Source organism: Streptomyces corchorusii, assembly GCF_001514055.1.
GTDB classification, from domain to species: Bacteria; Actinomycetota; Actinomycetes; order Streptomycetales; family Streptomycetaceae; genus Streptomyces; species Streptomyces olivaceoviridis.
Genome location: NZ_KQ948355.1, coordinates 261,246 through 281,434, shown reverse-complemented (window position 1 = coordinate 281,434; position 20,189 = coordinate 261,246). Strand labels below are relative to the sequence as shown.

Sequence of the window (20,189 nt, the reverse complement as noted above, 5' to 3'; positions counted from 1 at the left end):
GGCGGTGGGCCCGGAGCTTCACCGGGCCCACCTGTGGGTCAGGCGGTCTTGGGGACGTCGATCCTGTCGATGTCGGGGGAGTAGTCCCAGCCGCTGTCGAACGTGATGCTGTTGGAGCCCGCCTTCAGGGCCAGTTGGACGCTGACGGTCCGGGCCGTGCTCCAGTCACCCGTGGAGGGGAACTTCAGACGGGTGCCGTTGCCGCTGTTGGAGTAGACGGTCACCGACCGGGGGTCGCCGCTGACGTAGGCGACGTTGATGGTGTAGATGCCGTCCTTCTTCACCGTGACGTCGTTGAACTGCAACCGGCTGTCGAGGTAGAGGTTGCCGACCTTCTTGCCGCCGGAGCAGGCGTCGCACGAGGCGAGGGAGGCGTTGCCGGTCAGGGTGTTGTTCCCGGACTCGGCCTCGTAGCGGGTGGTCGCCAGCGCAGGGCCGCCCGGCTTGACGGTGAACAGCCGGGAGCCGTGCGCGGGCAGCGTCGCGGTGATCCTGTTCTTGTACGTCCCGAGGTTCTGGTGCCTCCACAGGTCGCGTACGGAGGCCGCGCCGGTGAAGCCGAACGACGCCCAGTCAGCGGTGACGGAGGCGGCGGAGTCGCCGAGGTTGAACAGGGCGACGGTGTAACTGCCGTCCGCGTTCCTGGTCCCCCAGACCTGCTGGTCGCCCATCGGCGTGACGGGGCGTGCCACCGGCGAGTCGTTCTGGTCGACGGCGATGACCTCCTGGTTGGTCAGCAGGGAGAGGCCGTAGTCGTCCAGTCTGGTGAGGTCGTCACCGGTGAACAGGGGCGACTTGTTGATGGCCCACAGGGTCATGTAGCTCTGCCGCTCGGCAGGGGTGAGGCCGTCCATCTCCCCGTTGCCGACGTCGATCGCGTCGAGGTCGTTCCAGCCGCCGGGGCCTGCCTTGCCGCTCCACGCGGGGGCGTCGTTCCACCGGTCGTTGACCGAGTTCTCCCAGGTGACCAGGGTCTTGCAGTAGCACTCCACATCGGTGTCGATGCGCCAGCCGTTGGAGTACTTCTTCCAGTCGGCGGCGTGGCCGATGTCGAGCGACCAGGACAGTTCCAGGTGCATCGGGCGTCCGGTGTCACCGATGGCCTTGTGCCAGGCGGCGATGTCCGGGACGTTGTCGTAGTTGTCCCCGGACTTGAACGAGCCGGGACCCACGCCGTCGAGCTTGAGGAAGTCGTAGCCCCAGTCCGCGAGCATCTGTGCCTGCGAGTCGATGTACTTCTGCGCGCAGGGGTTGTCGAAGTCCAGCTTGTAGGCGCTGTCCCAGCCGTTGGTGGTGCGCAGGTCGGGGTAGACCACGTCCGCGGTGGTGCAGCCGGGGGCGTTCCGGATCGGCACCTTGCCCTCGCCGTACGCCCCCTTCTCCAGGCCGACGGGCAGGTAGATGCCGGCCTTGAGGCCCTTGGCGTGGATGTGGTCGGCGACGGCCTTCATCCCGTTCGGGAACCGTACCGGGTCGGGCGTCTGCCGGCCGTACTGGTCGAACTCGGACGTCCAGTTCTGGTCCATCCACCAGCCGGCGTCGATGTTGACGTACTCGTAGCCGTACTTCTTCAGCGTGGCGGCCAAGGCGTCCGCCTGCTTCAGCACGTTGGCCTCGGTGAGGTAGCTGTAGCTGCCGTTCGGATTCAGCCCCGGGTACTGGGAGGACTGCATGCTCCAACTCGACCAGCCCATGTAGGGCTTGGCTGCCAGGCCCGAGGTGGCGTCGGCCGTCGTCGAAGCGGAACCGACGGCCGCGGTCGTGGACTTGGCGGTGGCGGCCATGGCCTGGTCGACGGCCGGGACCGCTGTGGCGAGTCCGGCCGTGACGGCCAGCACCAGCGTCGCTCTGAGGGTACGGCGCGGGAAGCCGGGGCGGTTTCCGCGCAGGGCTGTGGACGGGGATGACCGCATGGGTCGCCTCCTGGGGGTGGGATGAGCGGAATCGTGCGGTGGTACCCGGTGGGGGACGGGTGCGGCACCGGGCGGGACGCCGGGGGAGGCGGTCGAGCGGCCGGCCGCCAGGGCGTCGGATCGGCGGCTCGGTCCGTGCCCGAGCCGGTGGGGAGCCCGCTGGTGCGCCGTCGCCGTGGCGTGCGGGGCACCAGGAGAGCAGGGGGTCGCGGTCATGGGCGCACCCGACGCGACGAACGTGGGGAGGGGGACCGTCTGCGCGTCGGGCCGCGCGCCGCCGACGGAGGGAGCGGGCGGCGCCGGGCTCGCGGCGGCCCCGGCACTGGACAGCGCCTGGGGCCGTCCGGCGACGGGACGCGTCGGCGGTCTACGGGCCGCGGCTGTGCAGCGTCATGCTCTGCTCCTCGTACGTGTCCGATCCCATGAAGGACTGGATCGCGGTGGCCGCGGCCCCGCGCGCCCACTCCTCGAAGGGGAGAGGACGTATCACCACGTCGCAGCGTGCGGCGGTACCGAAGGCGGACGCGGCGAACGCGTCCCGGATGCCCTCGGCGAAGAGGTCGTAGGCGGCCAGGCCCTCCCCGGAGATGATCACCCGCTCGGGACCGAGGAGGTTCACCAGGGAGCCGATCGCCCTGCCGATGGCCTCGCCGGCCCGTGCGTAGACCGCCCGGGCACCGGGGTCCTCCCGGTGGGCCAGGTCCAGCGCCTCGGCGGTGTCGGTCACCTGCTTGCCGGTGGCCGCGCGCACCGCGCGGACGATCGCGGGGTCCGCCGCGATCGCCTCCACGCACCCCCGGTTGCCGCAGTGGCACGGCGGGCCGAGCGGGTCGAGGGACAGATGCCCGATCTCGCCGGCCACGCCGTGCGCGCCCGACACCACCCGTCCGTGCACCACCAGGCCGCAGCCGATGCCGGCGCCCACGGTCACCAGGGCGAAGTGCGAGAGTCCGACTCCGGCGCCGAACCAGTGCTCGGCGACCGTGAGCGCCCGTACGTCGTTGTCGACCGTGACCGGCAACCCGGTCGCGGCGGCGGTGAGTTCGGCGAGCGGTACGTCTCGCCACTCCAGGAAGGGCGAGTAACGGACCACCCCCTCGGCCCGGTCCACGTCCCCCGAGATCGCGATGCCCAGCCCCCGCACCCGCACGCCGAATCCCACGGCTTCGGTGAGCAACTCCTGTACCAGCGCGGTGATCGCGGGGAGTACCACCTCCGGCTCGCGGCCCGTGAGGTGGACGTGCCGGGACATCCGGATACGACAGCACAGGTCGGCCAGTACGGCGATGATCTCGTCGCCCGTCACCTTGAGCCCGATGAACAGCGCTCTCCCGCCGTCCACCCACACCAGGTTGGCCGGGCGCCCCACGGCGGGCGGCGCGTCTTCGTCCACCCCCTCGACCAGATAGCCGAGTTCCATCAGCGGACGGACCGCCTTGGTGACGGCGGCGGCGGAGAGGCTGGTCCGCCGCGCCACCTCGGCCCGGGTGAGCGGACCGTGGGAGAGCAGCGTGGTGAAGACCAGGGAAGCGGCCGGAGTCATCGTGGGGACCGACTCACGGGAGGAGGTCGGGCGCATGGCCGGAAACCTAGGCGTGACTCTTTTCCGCTGTCAATGAAAAAACCATACTTCTTCAGAAGTGCTTACCGGAGGGGTGCTGCACCTCTGAAACGGCAGGTTGCGCAGGGAATCTGACGGTGGATCCAAGGACTCGGGTCCGGTGGTGACGGCAGCATCTCGGCCGTTCCCGGCAGGGCCTGGGGCCCGCCGCCGACTTCATGATTCCTATAGGGTTTCGATCCGGTCCGACAGGACGATGGCCGATCGATGGACCATCGCAGCCGGACCCCTCGCCTCTCTGAGCAGGTAGGAACCGATTGTGCGGTCCGAGGGGTTGACGCGCGGCGCCGGGTGGCCAAGCATCGCCGTACCGATTTCCTATTTGATTCTGGGGAGTGGTGGAGATGCGTCCCCCGACCCGTTCCGTCCTCTCAGGGGTTGCCGCCGCCGTGCTGCTGGCGGCCCCGGCGGCCTGCACCATCAAGAACTCCGGCGCCGACACCGGCACCCGGGCCCCCGCAACCGGCAAGTCCGGCACCGGCAGCGCCGAGTTGGCCGACGGATCGGGCGTCAAGGTGGCCCTCGTGCCCGGCGGTGCCCACCCGTACTTCCAGCCCTGGAAAGCCGCGGGCGCCGCCGCGGAGAAGGAGTACGGCCTCGGGGACGTGACCTTCGACGAGACCTCCGAGTGGGACCAGCAGAAGCAGGACAACCTGCTCTCCACGCTCGCGGCCCGCGGGTACAACGCGTTCGGGGTCTTCGGGGTGTCGCCCACCGACATCAACACCACCTTCGAGGACCTCAGGTCCCAGGGTTTCGCCGTGGCCTCGCTCGCCTCCTGCCCGGCCGGCCCCACCGACAAGGCCGACTTCTGCCTGTCCACGGACGTGGAGGTCGCCGCCTACAAGGCGGCCAGGGCCGCGATCGACGCGATGGGCGGCAGGGGCACGCTCGTCCACCTCACCGGCAACAACGTGGACGCCAACACACAGCTGCGCATCAAGGGCGTGGCCAAGGCGGTGAAGGAGTCCGGCGGCAAGGTCAGGCTGTTGCAGACCATCACCGACGTCGACAAGGACCTGCAAACCGCGCAGAAGGCGGTCTCCGACCTGCTCGCGGCCAAGGGCGACCGGATCCAGGGCATCGTCACCACCGCCTACAACCCCGCCGTCGCCGCCGCCGACGCGGTGAAGAGTTCCGGGTCCGCCGCCAAGGTCGTCGCCATCGACGACGACGCCAAGATCCTCGGCGCGATCAAGGACGGCTCGGTCGCCGCGACCGTCGTGCAGAACCCCGTGGGACAGGCCGAGGTGGGCACGTGGGCGCTGGCGCTGTTGCAGACGAAGCAGTGCGCCATGCGCCGCCCGGGTCAGACCGTGGACTCCGGTTCGTTCGTGGTCACGAAGGCGAACGCGGGCACCTACGACGCGGCCAGGAAAGCGAAGACCGAGCAGCTCAAGAAGGAGTTCGCGGACACGCTCCTCGTCTGCGAGTGACCACCGACGGCCCTACGGAAAGCGGACCCCGCCCGATGACCACCATCACGACCGCGACCGCGCTGCTCGCCGACATCGCGGTGGAGAAGGACCGCACGGACGCCGTGCAGGCCTTCGTCAAGCAGGAGACGATCCTCGTCCAGATCACCACCGGGGACGGCCTCCGGGGAACCGGCTACGCCTACACGATCGGCACCGGCGGATCATCCGTCCTGGCCCTGCTGCGGGAGCACCTGCTGCCCCTCCTCGTCGGAGCGGACGCCCGCAACGTGGAGGCGTTGTGGCAGCGGCTGTTCGCCGCGACGCGGGCCACCACCACCGGGGCCATCACCTCCCTGGCCCTCGCCGCCGTGGACACCGCCCTGTGGGACCTGCGGTGCAGGCGCGCCGGTGAACCGCTGTGGCGGCTGGCCGGCGGCCACCGCCAGGAGGTCCCGCTCTACGACACCGAGGGCGGCTGGCTCCACCTGAGCACCGACGACCTGGTCCGTTCGGCCCGCGCGGCCCAGCGGGCCGGTTGGGCGGGCGTCAAGATCAAGGTGGGGAAGCCGCACGTGGCCGAGGACGCCGAGCGGCTGCGCGCCGTCCGCGAGGCGGTCGGCCCGGCCATGCACATCATGACCGACGCCAACCAGTCACAGACCATCTCGTCGGCCCTCCACCTCGCGGCTGCCCTTGAGCCCCACGGGCCGTACTGGTTCGAGGAGCCCCTCCCGGCCGACGACGTCAGCGGACACGCCCGCCTGGCCGCCGCGACGAGGATCCCGATCGCCGTCGGTGAATCCCTGTACTCCGCCATGCAGTTCCGCACGTATCTGGAGTCGGGCGCCGCCTCCGTCGTGCAGGTCGACGCCGCGCGCGTCGGCGGCATCACGCCGTGGCTGAAGGTCGCGCACACAGCGGAGAGCCACAACGCCATGGTCTGCCCGCACTTCCTGATGGAGCTGCACGTCAGCCTGGCCGCCGCGGTGCCCAACGGCATGTTCGTCGAGTACATCCCGCAGTTGAGAGCGGTGACCCGCACCGAGCTGACGGTCCGTGACGGACGGGCGGTGGCACCGGACGTGCCGGGGATCGGGATCGACTGGGACATGGACGCCATCGACGACAGGAGGGTGGCATGAGCACCCCCGTCGCGGCACCGGAGCACGAGGCCGGCGAGGCGGCCGGCGCACAGCGTCCCCTGCGGCGGCTGCCGTTCTGGGTGGACCAGCGGCTCGGGCTCCTGGTGCTCACCGTCGCCCTCGCCGCGCTGTTCGGCGTCCTGCGGCCGGCGTTCCTCGATCAGCGGCTCGTGCTGTTCCCCCTGCTGCGGGAGATCTCGACGCTGACCGTGGTGGCGCTCGCCCAGCTCGCCGTCCTCTCCGTGGGACACATGAACCTCGCCGTCGGCCGGATGGCGGCCTTCGGCGCCCTCTTCGCCGGCCTCGGCTACGACCGGCTCCACCTCCCGCTCCAACTCGGCCTTGTGGTGTGCCTGTTCGCCGGAGCCGTCATCGGCGGCCTGACGGGCTGGATCATCGCCCGGACCGGTGTGAGCTCCTTCGTGGTCACCCTGGCCATGGACTTCGCGCTGATGGGACTGGTCTCCCTGCTCTACTCGGCGCTGACCGAGAACGCGGCCTTCACCACGCGGCCCAGCGGGCTCCTGGACCTGCGCTCCGCCTCACTCGCCGACATCTGCGCCGGTCGCGTCTGCGGATCCCCGGCCGTGCCGCAGATGGCGCAGTTCACGGTGCTGGCACTGGTCGGCCTCGGTTTCCTGTACACCCGCACCCGGATGGGCCGGGAACTGCTGCTGACGGGGGCCAACCCGAAGGCGGCCGAGTTGTCGGGCATCCCCACGGGCCGCCGCGTGATCCTCGCGCACAGCCTGTCCGGACTGCTCGCCGCGCTCGCCGGATTCATGGCGGCTGTCGGCACCGGCACGTTCCGCGCCTCCATCGGCGACGACTTCATGCTGCCCTCGTTCCTCGGCGCGGTCCTCGGCGGCACCCTTCTCACCGGCGGGGTCGTCTCCGTGGTCGGAGCGCTGCTGGGCACCTCCCTCGTCGCGGTCATCCGCAAGGGCCTGGACCTGCTCGGCGTCGGTCTGGAGAGCCTGAACATCTACCTCGGCTGCGTCCTCCTGCTGGCCCTGTCGGCCGACCGGGTGCGCGCCGTCGTGTCCTACCGCAAGGTGGTGCGCTCCACGTGATCACGATCAATGAGTACGGAGCCCGGACCGCCGCGGCCCTGCGCCGCTTGTCCCGCTCCACGACCACGACACTGCTGTGCGTCACGCTGGGCGGCTGCCTGGCCCTGGGGATCGCCTCGTCGGGCGAGTTCTTCCAAGGTCCGTCGGTACGGACCTTCCTCCAGTACCTGGCCACGCCGGTCCTCATCGGGCTGGCCCAGATGGTCGCCCTGTGCGTCGGACAGCTCAACCTCGCCGTCGGTGCCCTGGGAGGCTGCACGGCCTGTCTGATGGGCGTCCTGATGGCCGACGGCGGCGTCCCGGCACCCATCGCCGTGGCGGCCGGCGTCCTCACGGCGATGCTGGTCGGTCTGGTGACCGGTGTCTTCATCGTGGCCACGCGGATCAACGGCTTCATCGTCACGCTCGGCGTGATGACCATCCTGCTGGGGGCGCAGTACCGGCTGGCCGGCACACGTACCGTCGACGGCTACTCACCGGCCCTCAAGGAGCTCGGCCGGGCGGCCCCGCTGAACCTCCCGCTGGTGTTCCTCACCGCACTCGCCGTGGCGGCCCTGCTGGCCGTGTTCCTGTACCGCGCGACCGCCGGACGACGGCTCCTCGCGGCAGGCGGCAACCCGCTCGCGGCGAGGCTGTCCGGCATCTCCACCGACCGGCAGATCGTGCTCGCGCACACCCTGTCCGGCCTCCTGGTCGGCGTCGCCGCCGTCACCGCGACGGCGTCACTGCCCGGCGTCAACCGCAGCGTGGGCGGCGACTGGCTGCTGCCGAGCTTCGCCGCCCCGATCATCGGCGGCGTCGGGCTCAGCGGGGGCTCCGTCGCGGTGTCCGGCACGGTGCTGGCGGCGTTCGTGATGCGGCTCATCGACGCCGCGCGCGCCCAGTTCTCGCTCGACCCCAGCTGGGTGAACTTCCTCATCGGCCTGGTCGTGCTCGGCACGGTGGTCGGCGGTCGCGTCCACCAGACGCATCTGGAGAAGAAGGGGAAGGCGCACGGGCGTACCCCGCCGGCACCGGCCGGGCCGGGACCGACGGCCGGCGCCGCCCTGCCGAACGCGGGAGGCGGGCGGTGAACGACGTCCTTCTCGAAGGCCGGGAGATCGTCAAGGTCTTCCCCGGAGTACGGGCCCTGGACGGCGTCGGACTGCGCCTGACGGCCGGATCCGTACACGCGCTGCTGGGCGAGAACGGCGCGGGGAAGTCCACGCTCATCAAGGTCCTGACCGGCGTCCACGCGCCCGACGGCGGCCGGCTCACCTGGCGCGGCGAAGAGGTCCGCCTGCGCTCGCCGCTGGAGGCCACCCGGACCGGCATCGGCGTCGTCCACCAGGAACGCAACCTCATACCCGACTTCTCGGTGGCGGAGAACATCACCCTGCAAAGCCCTCCCGCACGCCGTGGGTTCGTCGACCGCGGGGCCATGAGCGAGCCCGCCCTGCGCTGCCTGGCCGAGCTGGACCTGGACCTGGACCCGCTCCGGCCGGTACGCGAACTGTCGGTCGCGCAGCAGCAGTTGGTGGAGATCGCGAAGGCGCTCTACACCGAGAGCCGGGTGCTGCTGCTCGACGAGCCGACCGCGTCGTTGTCCCCGCGGGAGGCCGACCGCCTCTTCGGTGTCGTCCGGCGGCTGACGGCCCGCGGCACGTGCGTCGTCTTCGTCAGCCACAAACTCGAAGAGGTCTTCGCGCTCTGCGACACCGTCACCGTGCTGCGCGACGGCCGGTCCGTGCTGGAGTCCTCTCCGCTCGCCGGCCACACCCACGACGACATCGTGAACCTGATGGTGGGACGCGCGCACACGGCGGCCGAGATGCCGCCCCGCACCCCGGACCGCACGGCCGCCCCCGTCCTCGCGCTCGACGGCGTCTCCACCGCCGACGGCCACCAGGACGTCTCCCTGGAGGTGCGGCCCGGCGAGATCGTCGGTCTCTACGGCCTCGTCGGCGCCGGGCGCAGCGAACTGGTCAAAGCCGTCCTGGGCCTCGACCGGATCACCGCCGGTGAGATCAGGATGCACGGCACCCCGGTCCGGATCGCCTCGCCCCGCCAGGCGCTGCACGAGTTCGGCATCGGCTACCTGACGGAGAACCGCAAGGAAGAGGGCGTCTTCCTCGACCAGCCCATCCACCGGAACATCACGGTCACCGTGTGGAAGAAGCTGGCCAAGGCCCTCGGGTACGTTCCCGCCGCCGAGGAGCGGAAGGCGGCACAGGACCTGGTCGACCGGCTCGGCATCCGCGTCTCGGGCCTTGAGCAGAACGCCGGTGAACTGTCCGGCGGCAACCAGCAGAAGGTCAGTCTGGCGAAGTGGCTCGCGGCCGACACCCGCCTGCTGGTCGTCGACGAACCGACCGTGGGCGTCGACGTGCGCACCAAGCACGCCTTCCACCGGCTCCTGTGGGAACTGGCCCGCGAAGGTCTGCCGATCCTGCTGATCAGCAGCGACCTCACCGAGATGATCACGCTGGCGGACCGTGTCCTCGTCATGGCCGACCACCGCATCCGTGGCGAGGTCGACAACGACGGGGACTACGAGCGGATGAGCGGCCGGATCATCCGCATCATCCACGACCGCGCGCTCCCGGCGGTGACCACGCAAGGGGAGGCGGGATGAGGCGCGTGGCACGGTGCGTGGCGGAGGCGGCACCCCTCACCTCGGTAAACTGCGTCGTCCCGACAACCTGGAGCGGCAGGAGCAGGAGAACGGATGCCACAGCATGACGGTTCCTCCGCCAAGGTCCCGGAGTCCGGGAGCAGCCCGTCCGCCCGTGCCGGTCGCCAGGTTCTCTCGGACAGCGTCTACGAGCAGATCAAGGCCATGGTCATGGACCATGAGATCGCCCCGGGCGCACGCGTGGGGATCGAAGCGCTGTCGCGTGCTCTCGGAGTCTCGCCCACGCCCGTCCGCGAGGCACTGGCCAGGCTGGAGTCCGACGGACTCGTGGTCAAGAGGTCGCTGTCCGGGTACCGGGCGACGGAACTGCTGACGCGCGAGGGCCTTGAGCAGCTCTTCGAGATGCGGCTCCTGCTGGAACCGCGAGCGGCGGCGCTCGCCGCCGCCAACGCCACCGAGGAGCAACTCGACGCCATCGAGCGGCTTGTGGAGGAGATGCAGACCCACCCGGGGCCGACGGGGCGCTACGCGGACTACCGCGGCTTCGCCGCTCTCGACCAGCGCTTCCACGACACCATCGCGGTGGCCTCGCAACGTCCGCTGCTCGCCGACGCGGTGCAGCGACTCCACTCCCATCTGCATGTCTTCCGCATCAGAAGCGCCGGGAACGCCGACGACCCGACGCTCGCGGAACACGAACGCGTCGTACGCGCGATACTGCGCCGCAAGCCCGAGCGCGCCGCGGAAGCCATGGCGGAGCACCTCACCGGGAGCCTCCAGCGCCAGCTCGGCCAGGCCCGAAAGCCCTGACCGGCGCCGCACGCGCACCGGAGCGGACATCACCGTCCCGTGACCGGCCCGAGCCACCGGATCCAGGCGGGCGCGAGCATGCCTGCCGCCGGGCCGCGCACGCGGTCGGGGAGCGGGTACCCGTGTGGTGGCCGAGGATGGACATGACCCGAGCGGCCAGGGAAAAAGGGGGCGAAGTGACCGACAGCGCGGCGTCGCTGTTGCGGCTGATGCAGGCCAGTCACACGGCTACGCTCGAAGAGCTTCCGGGGATGATCGCCGACCACGCCGCCGTGGCAGGCATGCGCGACGTGGCCCTCTTCGTGGTGGACATCCGGGAGACGGTGCTGCGCCGGCTTACCGGTCGGGGGCTGGGCGCCGGGGACCGCGGGCAGGAGTTCACCGTTTCGGGCAGTCTGCCCGGCCAGGCCTACCGGCGCGTGGACATGCTCGCCGAACCCGGATGGGAAGGGACACACGACCGTCCGGGCGGGCGGCGGTGGTGGGTGGCCATCACCGACGGTGTGGAACGCCTGGGGGTGCTGCGGGCCGACACCGACAGCGACGACGAACCCGTCCGCGAGGGCCTGCGCGACCTGGCGTCGATGGCGGCGCTGCTGTTGCTGAGCAAGCGGTCCTTCAGCGACTCCTACGCGCGTCTGGTGCGCACGGAGCCGATGAACGTGGCCGCGGAGATGCAGTGGAACCTCACCCCGCCACCCGCCTACGCCGGTCACCACGTCACCGTCGGCGCGGTGATGGAGCCCGCCTACCAGGTGGGCGGCGACGCCTTCGACTACGCGGTGGCCGGCAGCACCCTCCACCTGGGCGTCTTCGACGCCATGGGCCACGACACCACCGCCGGGATCACCGCCAACGTCGCCGTGGCCGCCTGCCGCAACGCCCGCCGCCAGGGTGCCTCGCTGACCGAGACCAGCCGGTCGGTGGAGGCGACGCTGATCGAGCAGTTCGGCACCAGCCGCTACGTCACCGGCATCCTGGCCGACCTGGACATGGAGACCGGCCGGCTGACCTGGATCAACCGCGGCCAGCACCTGCCCATCCTGATCCGCGGCAACCGCTGGACCACCGAACTGGCCTGCCCCCCGGCCGGCCCCATGGGCGCCGACCTCGGCCTGCCGGTCACGACGGCCACCGAGCAGCTCGAACCCGGAGACCGCCTGCTGCTGTACACCGACGGCGTCGTGGAAGCCCGCGACAGGTACGGGAAGGAATTCGGCCAGGAACGCTTCGTCGACTTCATCCGCCGTCACCACTCCGGCCGGCACACCCTGCACGAGACCCTGCGCCGGCTGATGGCCGCCGTCATGGATCACCACGACGGCAAGCTCGACGACGACGCCACCGTGCTGCTCACCGAGTGGCGCGGCGGCCACCAGCAGGAGCTGACCCCGTGACCCCGGGCCCCCGCGGAAGGAAGCGGCCATGACCACCGACCGGCCCGCCTCCCATGACCGTCACCACACCCTCCAGGTGCACGTGCGCCGTCTGGGCACCGACCGTCACCTCGTCACGGTCGTGGGCGACCTCGACCTGCACACCGCCTCACACCTCGCCGACGCCCTGCAACCCCTGGTGCTCACCGGTGGGCACAGCGTGCTCGTGGACCTGTCCGGCGTCGCCTTCCTGGACTCCACCGGGCTCACCTGCCTGATCGCGGTCTACCGCACGGCCCGGAGCACCGGCGCCCGCCTGGCGCTGATCGCACCCAGCGAACGCGTACGGCGCATGCTGGCGCTGACCGGAACGGACCAGGTACTGCACAGCTACGCCACCGTGGACTCCGTACCCGACTGACCGCCGCGACCGGCGGCGGGTCAGCCGGGGTCGTCGAACATGGCCAGCAGTGCTTGCTCGTCCGGCTCGGGCGCAGGCTTCTCCGGCTGCGGAATCTGCTCGGCCCACACCGTCTTGCCCTGCGGCATGTAGCGGGCACCCCAGCTCTTGGTGAACTGCGCCACGAGGAACAGGCCGCGTCCGCCCTCCTCGGTCGTGGCCGCGCGCCTGATCCGCGGCGAGGTGTTGCTGCCGTCGGAGACCTCGCAGATCAGTGAGTCGTCGCGCAGCAACCGCAGGCCCACCGGCCCCGGGCCGCCGTACCGCACGGCGTTGGTGACCAGCTCGCTGACCACGAGCCCGGTGTTGAAGTCCAGCTCCGACATGCCCCAGGCGGCGAGCTGGGCACGGGTCAGCGCCCTGGCCCGGGCCACGGCCGCGGGGTCGGACGGGAATTCCCAGCACGCCATCCGGTCCTCGGGCAGCGCGTGCACACGGGCCAGCAGTAGGGCCACGTCGTCGGACGGGCCGTCGGGCAGGAGGGCGTCCGTGAGCCGGTCGCAGGTGTCCTCCAGCTCCGCACCGGCGAGGCGCAGGGAGGCCAGCAGCTGCGCGGTGCGCGCCTCGGTGTCCTCGTAGCCGCGGCCCTCCTTCAGCAGTCCGTCGGTGTACATCGTCAACAGGCTGCCCGGGGGCAGGTCGACGGTGGCGGACTCGTACGGCTGGAGCCCGCCGAGCCCGAGGGGCGGACCGGTCGGGAGGTCGATCAGCCGCGCCTCCCCGTCCGGGGTCAGCAGAGCCGGCGGCGCATGACCGGCCGTCGCGGCCGTGCACCGGCAGGACACCGGGTCGTAGACCGCGTACAGGCAGGTCGTCCCCGTCGCCGGGTCCTGGTCGTCGGCGTCTTCCTCAGGGGTGCGGCTCACCAGGTCGTCCAAGTGGGCCAGCACCTCCTCGGGCAGCAGGTCCAGACCGGCCAGCGTCCGTACCGCCGTACGCAGCCGGCCCATGGTCGCTGCCGCCTGCAACCCGTTTCCGGGCACGTCGCCGACGACCAGCGCCACGCGCATGCCGGACAGCGGGATCGCGTCGAACCAGTCGCCGCCCACGCCCGACCTGGTGTCCGCGGGCAGATACCGGGAGGCGAGGCCGACGGTGCTCAGCCGGGGCAGGGCATGCGGCAGCAGGCTGCGTTGCAGGGTGAGGGAGGCGTGGTGCTCCCGGCGGTAGCGGCGGGCGTTGTCCATGCTGATCGCGGCGCGGGCCGCCAGCTCGCCGGCCAGTGTGAGGTCGTCCTGCTCGTACGGCCTCGTCCTGCCGCGGCGGTAGAACCCCGCCAGGCCGAGAACGCAGCCCCGGGCGGACAGCGGAGCCGCCAGGTAGGAGTGCGCGCCCTCGCCGAGGAATCCGACGGGGTGCGCCCGGCCGGCCGGGTGCCCGGCCAGGGCGGCGGTCACCACCGAGTCCGTGACCGGCTGCCCGGTCTCCAGGCACCGGGCCTGGGGCGTCCCGGCGGGGTAGCCGACCGGCTCGTTCACCCCGCCGACCGGGAGGTCGCGGGCGTCGTCGCCGGCCCAGGCGGCCACCCGGCGCAGCGGTACGTCGGGGCGCGGCGGTCCGGGCGGTGGCTCTTCGCCCGCCAGAACGCCTTCGACCAGGTCGACGACGACCAGGTCGGCGAAGCGCGGCACGGTGATCTCCGCCAGTTGCTCGGCGGTGCGCCACAGGTCCAGGGTGGTGCCGAGCCGGACACCCGCCTCGTTCAGCAGGGCCAGCCGTCCGCGCGCCTCGGCGGCGAGCCGGCCGACGCCCGGCTCGCCCACGAGCAGCAGCCACGCGTCGGTCGTCCCGCCGGTGTGCGGCGGCGCCGCCTCGGCGGGGCGGTTCAGGAGCGGCACACGGCCATCGGCGGCGGTCGCGGTGGCCGGACGGGCCGGACCCGTACCGCCGCTGTCCTCGAAACTGACCTCGACCGCCGCCCCCTCCGCGTCACCGTGGTGGAGCTCGCGTCGGCGCAGGACGGCCACGCGACCGCCCGCGAGCGGCACCTCGGCGAACGCGTCACCGTTCGAGGAGATCAGCTCGACGGCACGCTCCAGCAGGATCAGCCGTTCCTGCGAGCCGAGCCGGGGCGGCGGTCCGCCGCGCCGGGACAGCTCTCCCGACGCGAGGTCCAGCTCGGCGTGCCCGCCGCGCTCCATGGCCCGGCGGAAGGAGTGCGTGAGTTCGAGCTCGCGGGCCGTGCTCAGCTCCAGCAGGCGTTCCCCGATGCGTTCGGTGGCGTCTTGCAGGACCAGCGCCATGCCGGGGTCGGCCAGTTCCCGGGGGACCGAGAGGTTGACCGCGCCCCGCACGGTGCCGCCCACCGGGTCGCGCACCGGCGCGGCCATACAGGTGAGCTCCTTGAGGTCGTGCAGGAAGTGTTCGTGGCCCACGACCACGAACGGTGCCCGGGTGCTCAGGACCATGCTGACGCTGCTGGTGCCCATGAACCGCTCGTCGACGTTGGCGCCCGGCACCAGGGAGGCGGCGTCCATCAGTTCCAGCCCCGCCGGGTCGCCCCACCGGTCCACGATGTGCGCCCGTGAGTCGGCCAGTGCCAGGGTCACCGGTACGCCCGAGAACCGTTCGTACAGGCGGGCCAGCACCGGCGCGGCAGCCCTGATCAGCCGGGAGTCGGGATCCAGGTCGCTCTCGATCGGCAGGACCGCCCGCTCGCGGTCGATGCCGAGGGAGTGCGAGCGCTGCCAGGAAGCGAGGATCTCCGGGCGCACTCCGGCGTCCAGCGGCGTCCGGTCGCCGTGATCGCTGCCCGAGGGAGGCGGGTATGGCTCCACCGCTCCAGAATAATCGGGCAAATGGGGCACTTGCTCTGGTGTGGCTGCTCAGCCATGAGTGCCTCGGGTCGTTGCCGACCCTGGGTCAGAGGGCCGGCGTGGCGTCCTGGCCGGTCTGGACGGCCGCCGGGTCCGAGACCGGCACCGGCCGGGCGTGCCCGGCGGCCTCGGCTGCGGTGTAGGGGGAGGCGAAGGTGAACGCGCGCGGGGACGGCCCGTGGGCCCGCAGGTCCGCCAGCCGCTCCAGGGCCTCGCCGACGGTCGGGAGGTGACCGGCGGGGATCCACCAGAGCACCAGGTGTGCCTCGACGTGCCGGTGGAACCACTCGCGCCGCCGCCGCAGCGCTTCCAGGTGCCCGCTGCGGTAGGTGAAGTCCCACAGGGCCTCCTGGGTCTCCCACACGGACAGGTTGACGATGACGTCCTCGCCCGCCGGGCGCAGGCCGGTCGCGTCGGCCGTTCCCTCCTCCACGAGTCGCCACACGAAGCCGGGCGCGCCGTCGGCGGCGGCGTTGACCGGGTCGAGCATCTCGACGAACGGCGTCATGCGCGGGTCGTCGAGGGGGTGGCGGAGCGTGGCGACATTGAGCTCGGCGAGGTGCACGGCGTGCGCGGGTGCGGTCATGGCCTCATCCCAGCACGCCCGATTTTCTATGTCAATGACTGTTGTCTTTAGAAGGTTCGACCACGACGCAGCACTCGCCCGGCCGGGCGTCCATGCGGGCGCGGACGGGACCGTCCGTGCCGATCAGCCCCTCCAGCAGTGCGAGATTCATGCCGCAGACGAGCGGCGGGAAGCGTTCGGCGACGGCGTGGAAGGGGCAGTTGCGCATCCGGACCACTCGTGCCGTTGTCCCGGTCGTCGCCCCGGTGGCTTCGGCGGACTGAACGCCCTCGGTGCTCTCGGCGCCTTCCACATACGGCTCGTAGCCGCGGGCGGCCAGTATCTCCATGGCTTCTTCGAGGCCGCCGCAGGGTGCCGCCGAGCCGCGCAGGGCCTCACCCCGGCGGCGCGCGGCCGCGCAGAGCCCGGCGTCCAGCCCGGCCTGCTCGGCGGCCTCGGCGAGCAGGTCGGCGGCGGTGCGGTAGTCGCGGGCGGGCAGCGACACCGACCGTTCGACCCGGGCCCGCGTGTACACCTTGGCGGGACGGCCGGCCCCCGGCCCCGAGCGGCCCGTCAGGCGGCGGCTGCCGCACTCCAGCAACCCGGCCTCGGTCAGCTTGTCCAGATGGTGCGCGGCGAGCGTGCGTGCCACCCCGGCCGCCTCGGCGGCCTCGTTGCGGCCGACCTCGCGGCCCTGTGCCACCACGTAGTCGTAGAGGCGGCGCCGCACCGGATCCTGCAACACCGCGATCGAGTCGATGTCCTTCACCCGCCCATTCTAGGAACAATCCACGTTGGAGATAGAAATGCGGGCTCGCTCCGGCCGATGCCGTCCGCGGCGTACCCCGGTAGCCGGGCCCGGCGACCGGCCGGCCACCGCGACGACCGCCGTGCATGAAGCGTCCCGGTCAGGGGAGCCGTGAGATCCCGGCCACGCCACAGGAGGTCTCATGTTCGACGGGTTCACGTTGACGCGCCGCGAGGGCGAGGGCGTCCGGTTGCGGGTGCGTCACGGCGGCAGCGGTCCCGCGGTCCTGCTCCTGCACGGGCACCCGCGAACGCACGCCACCTGGCACCGCGTGGCCCCCCTGCTGGCCGCCGCGGGACACACGGTGGTCTGTCCCGACCTGCGCGGTTACGGGCAGTCCGACAAGCCCCCGACCGACCCGCGGCACAGCCCGTACTCCAAGCGCGCCATGGCCGGCGACTGCCTGGCGGTCATGCGCGGCCTCGGCCACGACCGGTTCACCGTCGTCGGGCACGACCGGGGCGCGTACGTGGCCACGCGCCTGGCCCTGGACCACCCGGAAGCCGTGTCCGCCGTCAGCGTGCTGGACGCCGTGCCCATCGGGGAGGCGCTGCGGCGCTGTGACGCGGATTTCGCCGCCAGTTGGTGGCACTGGTTCTTCCTCGGGCAGACCGACAAGCCCGCCGAACGCGTCATCAACGCCGACCCGGACGCCTGGTACAAGGCCACCGCCGAGCAGATGGGCGCCGAAGCGTACGACGACTACCGCCGCGCCATCCACGACCCGGCCACCGTGCACGCCATGTGCGAGGACTACCGTGCCGGCCTCGGCATCGACCGGGAGCACGACGACGCCGACCGGCGGACCGGCCGGCGCATCGACTGCCCCGTGCAGGTGCTGTGGGCCACCCGCGACGACATGGCGGACCTCTACGGCGACGTGCCGGGCGTCTGGCGCCCCTGGACGGCCGGCCGACTGGACGGCTCCCCGATCGACTCCGGACACCACATGGCCGAAGAGGCTCCGGAGGCACTCGTCAGCGCACTGCTCGCCTTTTGGGGAGCGGAAACGCCGGAGCGGACGGCGGCACGGCAGCCCGCACGGAAGCGCTGTTGACAGCGCACCGATCGCCGCGCACCGATCGCCATGCTGGAACAAAATGGGAGGAAAGTGGCGGCTGACTCGGGGAGGCGCGGTGGCGCAGGGCAACGCAGGCAACGACGAGGGGGCCGCCGAGGAGCGTGGCCCGTACGACGGGGAACCCGACGCCCAGGACATCACCGAGGACATCGACGAGTACACCGAGCCCGAGCCGTACGACGTCGAGCCGGAGCCCTACGGCAGCACCGCCACGGCTCACGGGACCGCGGCCGTCCCCGGCGCTGGGACAACCGGCGCGCGGCTGGCCGCCGGTACCGACCCCGACGTCTTCCTCGACGTCCCGGTGCTGAAGGTCGACGAGATCGACCTGGACGTCGAGGACCTGCGCGCGCACGTCTCGCTGCAAGCCGAGGTGCTCGACCTGGTGAAGCTGAACGTGGGCGCCGACGTCGCGCTGGGCCGGGTGCACCTGGGCATCTCGGGGGTGGAGGCGCAGGCTCAGCTCAGGGTCCGTCTCGACAATGTCGCCTCGATCATCAACCGCGTACTGACCACGCTCGACCGCAATCCGGAGATCCTGCGTGAGGTGGCGCGGGGAGTCGGGTCCGCTGTGCGGGACGTCGGTGGCGGAGCCCGTCAGGCCGTCGGAGAGCTGGGTACGGGGGCCGGCAGGGCAGTCCAGGACGTCGGCCTGGGCGCCCGGGCCGCCGTACAGGACGTCGGTCACGGCGTCGGCTCGGTGGCCGAGGACATCGGCCAGGGGGCCGGGAGCGCCGTCCGGGACGTGGGCACCGCTGCCGGGCGCGTGGTGGAGGAGGCCGGCGGTGAGGCGAGCCGCGTCGTCGGCGAGACCGGTGCGGAGGTCGGCGCCGCCACGGGGAAGGTGGCCGAGACGGCTTCAGGCGTGACTCAAGCGGCGGGCGAAGCGGCACGGGACAGCGGGCGCGCCACCGCGGACGTCCCGCACGCGGCGGGCGAAACAGCGCGGGACGGGGGACGGGCCACCGCGGACGTCCCGCACGCGGCGGGCGGCACCGCGCATCGCACCGGGTCCGCCGGACGGGGTGCGGTGCGCAAGGCCGCGGAGGGCCGGCGCCGGGCCGTCCGGGACCAGGAAGGTACCCGCGCGCGCCGAGCGGGCACCGAGGACGGCAAGCCGGCACTCCGGCCCCGTCGCCACCGCACCACCGAAGAGCGGGAGGAGCCGCCCTGAACGGCAGGCGCGGCAACGGAGAGCCGGGCGTGGGACATCTCGTTCCGGTCGACGGTCCACGCCGAGCGTCTGCGTTTCGCGGAGGAACCCAGGACAGCCGTCCGCTTCCCCGGCACCGGGGAGCGGGAGTCGACGAGCCGCAGCGACCGGACCCGCCTGCCCGACAGGGTCGTGCCCGGCGAGGAATACCGCGACGTCACCGTCGCCTACCTCCTCGCCACCCGGCTCACCGGGCCGGAAGACGAAGCGAGCGGGGAGGCCGCGTCCTGCCCGCTCAGAGGCTTCCCGGCCGGACCAGACCGGTCCTTTTGACCCCCGTCAGGATGGGGGTGACCTCAAGGGCGGTGATGTGTTCGAGGGCGCCGATGGTGTCGGTCAGGAAGCGGTAGAGCGCGTCGAGGTCGGCTGCCGCGACGGCCACGAGGAGGTTGGCGGAGCCGGTGGTGGCCGCCGCGAAGCGGACCTGTGGGTGGCGGCTGAGCTGCTGCCCGGTCTCCTCCAGTGCGCCGGGCGCGACGGTGACCCACAGGAGCGCCTCGGCGCGGACACCCAGCCGGGCGAGATCGACTTCGGTGGCGAGCCTGAGCACCTGGCCGCCCACCAGCGCCTCCACACGGCGGCGGGCGGTGAGCGCGGTGGTGCCGACACGTCGCGCGAGGTCGGTGTAGGAGGCTCGCCCGTCCTCGGTCAGGGCCCTGATCAACCGGTGGTCGAGGGGCTGGAGGACGGGCCGGGCGGGCGCCGCGGGCGGGTTCGGGCGCAGCCCGGCCAGCTCGGCCTCGGTCAGCAGGCCGCCGCTCCAGTCGAAGGCGGCCGGGAAGACCCGGAGCAGGACGTGCGAGGTCCACGACCGGACCGCAGGGGTGGCGGGCAGGTCGCGCAGCAGCAGGTTGTTGCGGGCGTCCGGTCCGTCCAGGTGCAGGATGGTGCAGATCTCGTCGCCGCCGCCGAGGACGTCGACCCAGAGGGTGTCGGGGCGGCGGGCGAGGGTGGCGGCGATGGCGCTGATCCGGTTGGGCCGGCAGCGGATGCGCAGGGCCAGCGGCATCAGATCGGGGAAGTGCGCGGCGTTGCGTACGGCCGTGGCGCGCAGTGTGCCGTCGCCGAACAGCGGTGCCGCGCGGCGTACGACGGTGCGCTCCGAGATCCCGAGGACGCGGCCGACCGTGCGCCAGGAGGCACGCGGGGCGGCCAGCAGCGCGGCGGCGATCCGGCTGTCCGTCGCGTTCATCTGGTGGCGCACTTTCTCCATGAACGAAGATCCAATGTCCTTCTTCCTCGATGACAGTGGTCAATTCTGGCTCGGATTCTCGTTCCG

The 20,189-nt window shown here is 72.0% G+C and carries 16 protein-coding genes; 10 read left to right on the top strand and 6 right to left on the bottom strand.

Annotation, left to right across the window (positions count from 1 at the left end; all coding sequences use genetic code 11):
- Window positions 1-38: 38 nt before the first annotated feature.
- On the bottom strand, window positions 39-1,913 hold the full coding sequence (locus AQJ11_RS14125) for an alpha-galactosidase D (RefSeq protein ID WP_059263270.1): 1,875 nt from the start codon (window positions 1,911-1,913) through the stop codon (window positions 39-41).
- 367 nt (window positions 1,914-2,280) lie between these two features.
- Window positions 2,281-3,492, bottom strand: a complete 1,212-nt coding sequence (locus AQJ11_RS14120; RefSeq protein WP_208616505.1) for an ROK family transcriptional regulator — start codon at window positions 3,490-3,492, stop codon at window positions 2,281-2,283.
- Between the two features lie 386 nt (window positions 3,493-3,878).
- On the opposite strand from AQJ11_RS14120, the gene AQJ11_RS14115 reads away from it, so the two are divergent.
- The 8 genes from AQJ11_RS14115 to AQJ11_RS14080 all read left to right on the top strand — a co-directional run bounded on the left by AQJ11_RS14115 (window position 3,879) and on the right by AQJ11_RS14080 (window position 12,388).
- Entirely contained in the window at window positions 3,879-4,970 is a 1,092-nt protein-coding gene (locus AQJ11_RS14115; RefSeq protein WP_208616504.1) for a substrate-binding domain-containing protein, read from the top strand.
- 35 nt (window positions 4,971-5,005) lie between these two features.
- Window positions 5,006-6,094 carry a mandelate racemase/muconate lactonizing enzyme family protein gene (locus AQJ11_RS14110; protein ID WP_014670418.1) on the top strand — a complete coding sequence of 363 codons (1,089 nt, stop codon included), beginning with the start codon at window positions 5,006-5,008 and terminating at the stop codon, window positions 6,092-6,094.
- The gene (locus AQJ11_RS14105; RefSeq protein ID WP_059263269.1) at window positions 6,091-7,167 is read left to right on the top strand and encodes an ABC transporter permease; all 1,077 of its coding nucleotides are present in this window, start codon (window positions 6,091-6,093) and stop codon (window positions 7,165-7,167) included. The genes AQJ11_RS14110 and AQJ11_RS14105 overlap by 4 nt, the downstream gene beginning before the upstream one ends.
- Entirely contained in the window at window positions 7,164-8,240 is a 1,077-nt protein-coding gene (locus AQJ11_RS14100; RefSeq protein WP_059263268.1) for an ABC transporter permease, read from the top strand. Before AQJ11_RS14105 ends, AQJ11_RS14100 begins: the two co-directional genes overlap by 4 nt.
- Entirely contained in the window at window positions 8,237-9,781 is a 1,545-nt protein-coding gene (locus AQJ11_RS14095; protein ID WP_059263267.1) for a sugar ABC transporter ATP-binding protein, read from the top strand. The genes AQJ11_RS14100 and AQJ11_RS14095 overlap by 4 nt, the downstream gene beginning before the upstream one ends.
- Window positions 9,782-9,874: 93 nt before the next feature.
- The gene (locus AQJ11_RS14090; RefSeq protein ID WP_059263266.1) at window positions 9,875-10,591 is read left to right on the top strand and encodes a GntR family transcriptional regulator; all 717 of its coding nucleotides are present in this window, start codon (window positions 9,875-9,877) and stop codon (window positions 10,589-10,591) included.
- A 176-nt stretch (window positions 10,592-10,767) separates the two neighbouring features.
- Window positions 10,768-11,988: a PP2C family protein-serine/threonine phosphatase gene (locus AQJ11_RS14085; protein WP_059263265.1), complete on the top strand. Its 1,221-nt coding sequence runs from the start codon at window positions 10,768-10,770 to the stop codon at window positions 11,986-11,988.
- Window positions 11,989-12,016: 28 nt separating this feature from the next.
- Window positions 12,017-12,388, top strand: coding sequence for an STAS domain-containing protein (locus tag AQJ11_RS14080; protein WP_059263264.1), 372 nt, complete (start codon window positions 12,017-12,019; stop codon window positions 12,386-12,388).
- A gap of 20 nt (window positions 12,389-12,408) precedes the next feature.
- Here AQJ11_RS14080 and AQJ11_RS14075 read toward each other — a convergent pair whose 3' ends face one another.
- The 3 genes from AQJ11_RS14075 to AQJ11_RS14065 form a co-directional block, all read right to left on the bottom strand.
- A complete protein-coding gene (locus tag AQJ11_RS14075; protein ID WP_059263263.1) occupies window positions 12,409-15,204 on the bottom strand; it encodes a SpoIIE family protein phosphatase in 2,796 nt (931 codons plus the stop codon).
- 85 nt (window positions 15,205-15,289) lie between these two features.
- On the bottom strand, window positions 15,290-15,829 hold the full coding sequence (locus tag AQJ11_RS14070) for a DUF3291 domain-containing protein (protein ID WP_059263262.1): 540 nt from the start codon (window positions 15,827-15,829) through the stop codon (window positions 15,290-15,292).
- A 31-nt stretch (window positions 15,830-15,860) separates the two neighbouring features.
- A complete protein-coding gene (locus AQJ11_RS14065; protein WP_059263261.1) occupies window positions 15,861-16,577 on the bottom strand; it encodes a helix-turn-helix transcriptional regulator in 717 nt (238 codons plus the stop codon).
- A 181-nt stretch (window positions 16,578-16,758) separates the two neighbouring features.
- On the opposite strand from AQJ11_RS14065, the gene AQJ11_RS14060 reads away from it, so the two are divergent.
- Window positions 16,759-17,673: an alpha/beta fold hydrolase gene (locus AQJ11_RS14060; RefSeq protein ID WP_059263260.1), complete on the top strand. Its 915-nt coding sequence runs from the start codon at window positions 16,759-16,761 to the stop codon at window positions 17,671-17,673.
- Between the two features lie 79 nt (window positions 17,674-17,752).
- A complete protein-coding gene (locus tag AQJ11_RS14055) occupies window positions 17,753-18,871 on the top strand; it encodes a hypothetical protein (RefSeq protein WP_059263259.1) in 1,119 nt (372 codons plus the stop codon).
- Between the two features lie 274 nt (window positions 18,872-19,145).
- Here AQJ11_RS14055 and AQJ11_RS14050 read toward each other — a convergent pair whose 3' ends face one another.
- A complete protein-coding gene (locus AQJ11_RS14050) occupies window positions 19,146-20,123 on the bottom strand; it encodes an Lrp/AsnC family transcriptional regulator (RefSeq protein ID WP_208616503.1) in 978 nt (325 codons plus the stop codon).
- Window positions 20,124-20,189 lie beyond the last annotated feature (66 nt).

Coding starts and splice junctions, on each gene's coding strand:
- AQJ11_RS14125 (WP_059263270.1), bottom strand. CDS start 1,913: ATGCGGTCATCCCCGTCCACAGCCCTGCGCGGAAACCGCCCCGGCTTC.
- AQJ11_RS14120 (WP_208616505.1), bottom strand. CDS start 3,492: ATGCGCCCGACCTCCTCCCGTGAGTCGGTCCCCACGATGACTCCGGCC.
- AQJ11_RS14115 (WP_208616504.1), top strand. CDS start 3,879: ATGCGTCCCCCGACCCGTTCCGTCCTCTCAGGGGTTGCCGCCGCCGTG.
- AQJ11_RS14110 (WP_014670418.1), top strand. CDS start 5,006: ATGACCACCATCACGACCGCGACCGCGCTGCTCGCCGACATCGCGGTG.
- AQJ11_RS14105 (WP_059263269.1), top strand. CDS start 6,091: ATGAGCACCCCCGTCGCGGCACCGGAGCACGAGGCCGGCGAGGCGGCC.
- AQJ11_RS14090 (WP_059263266.1), top strand. CDS start 9,875: ATGCCACAGCATGACGGTTCCTCCGCCAAGGTCCCGGAGTCCGGGAGC.
- AQJ11_RS14080 (WP_059263264.1), top strand. CDS start 12,017: ATGACCACCGACCGGCCCGCCTCCCATGACCGTCACCACACCCTCCAG.
- AQJ11_RS14070 (WP_059263262.1), bottom strand. CDS start 15,829: ATGACCGCACCCGCGCACGCCGTGCACCTCGCCGAGCTCAATGTCGCC.
- AQJ11_RS14060 (WP_059263260.1), top strand. CDS start 16,759: ATGTTCGACGGGTTCACGTTGACGCGCCGCGAGGGCGAGGGCGTCCGG.
- AQJ11_RS14050 (WP_208616503.1), bottom strand. CDS start 20,123: ATGGAGAAAGTGCGCCACCAGATGAACGCGACGGACAGCCGGATCGCC.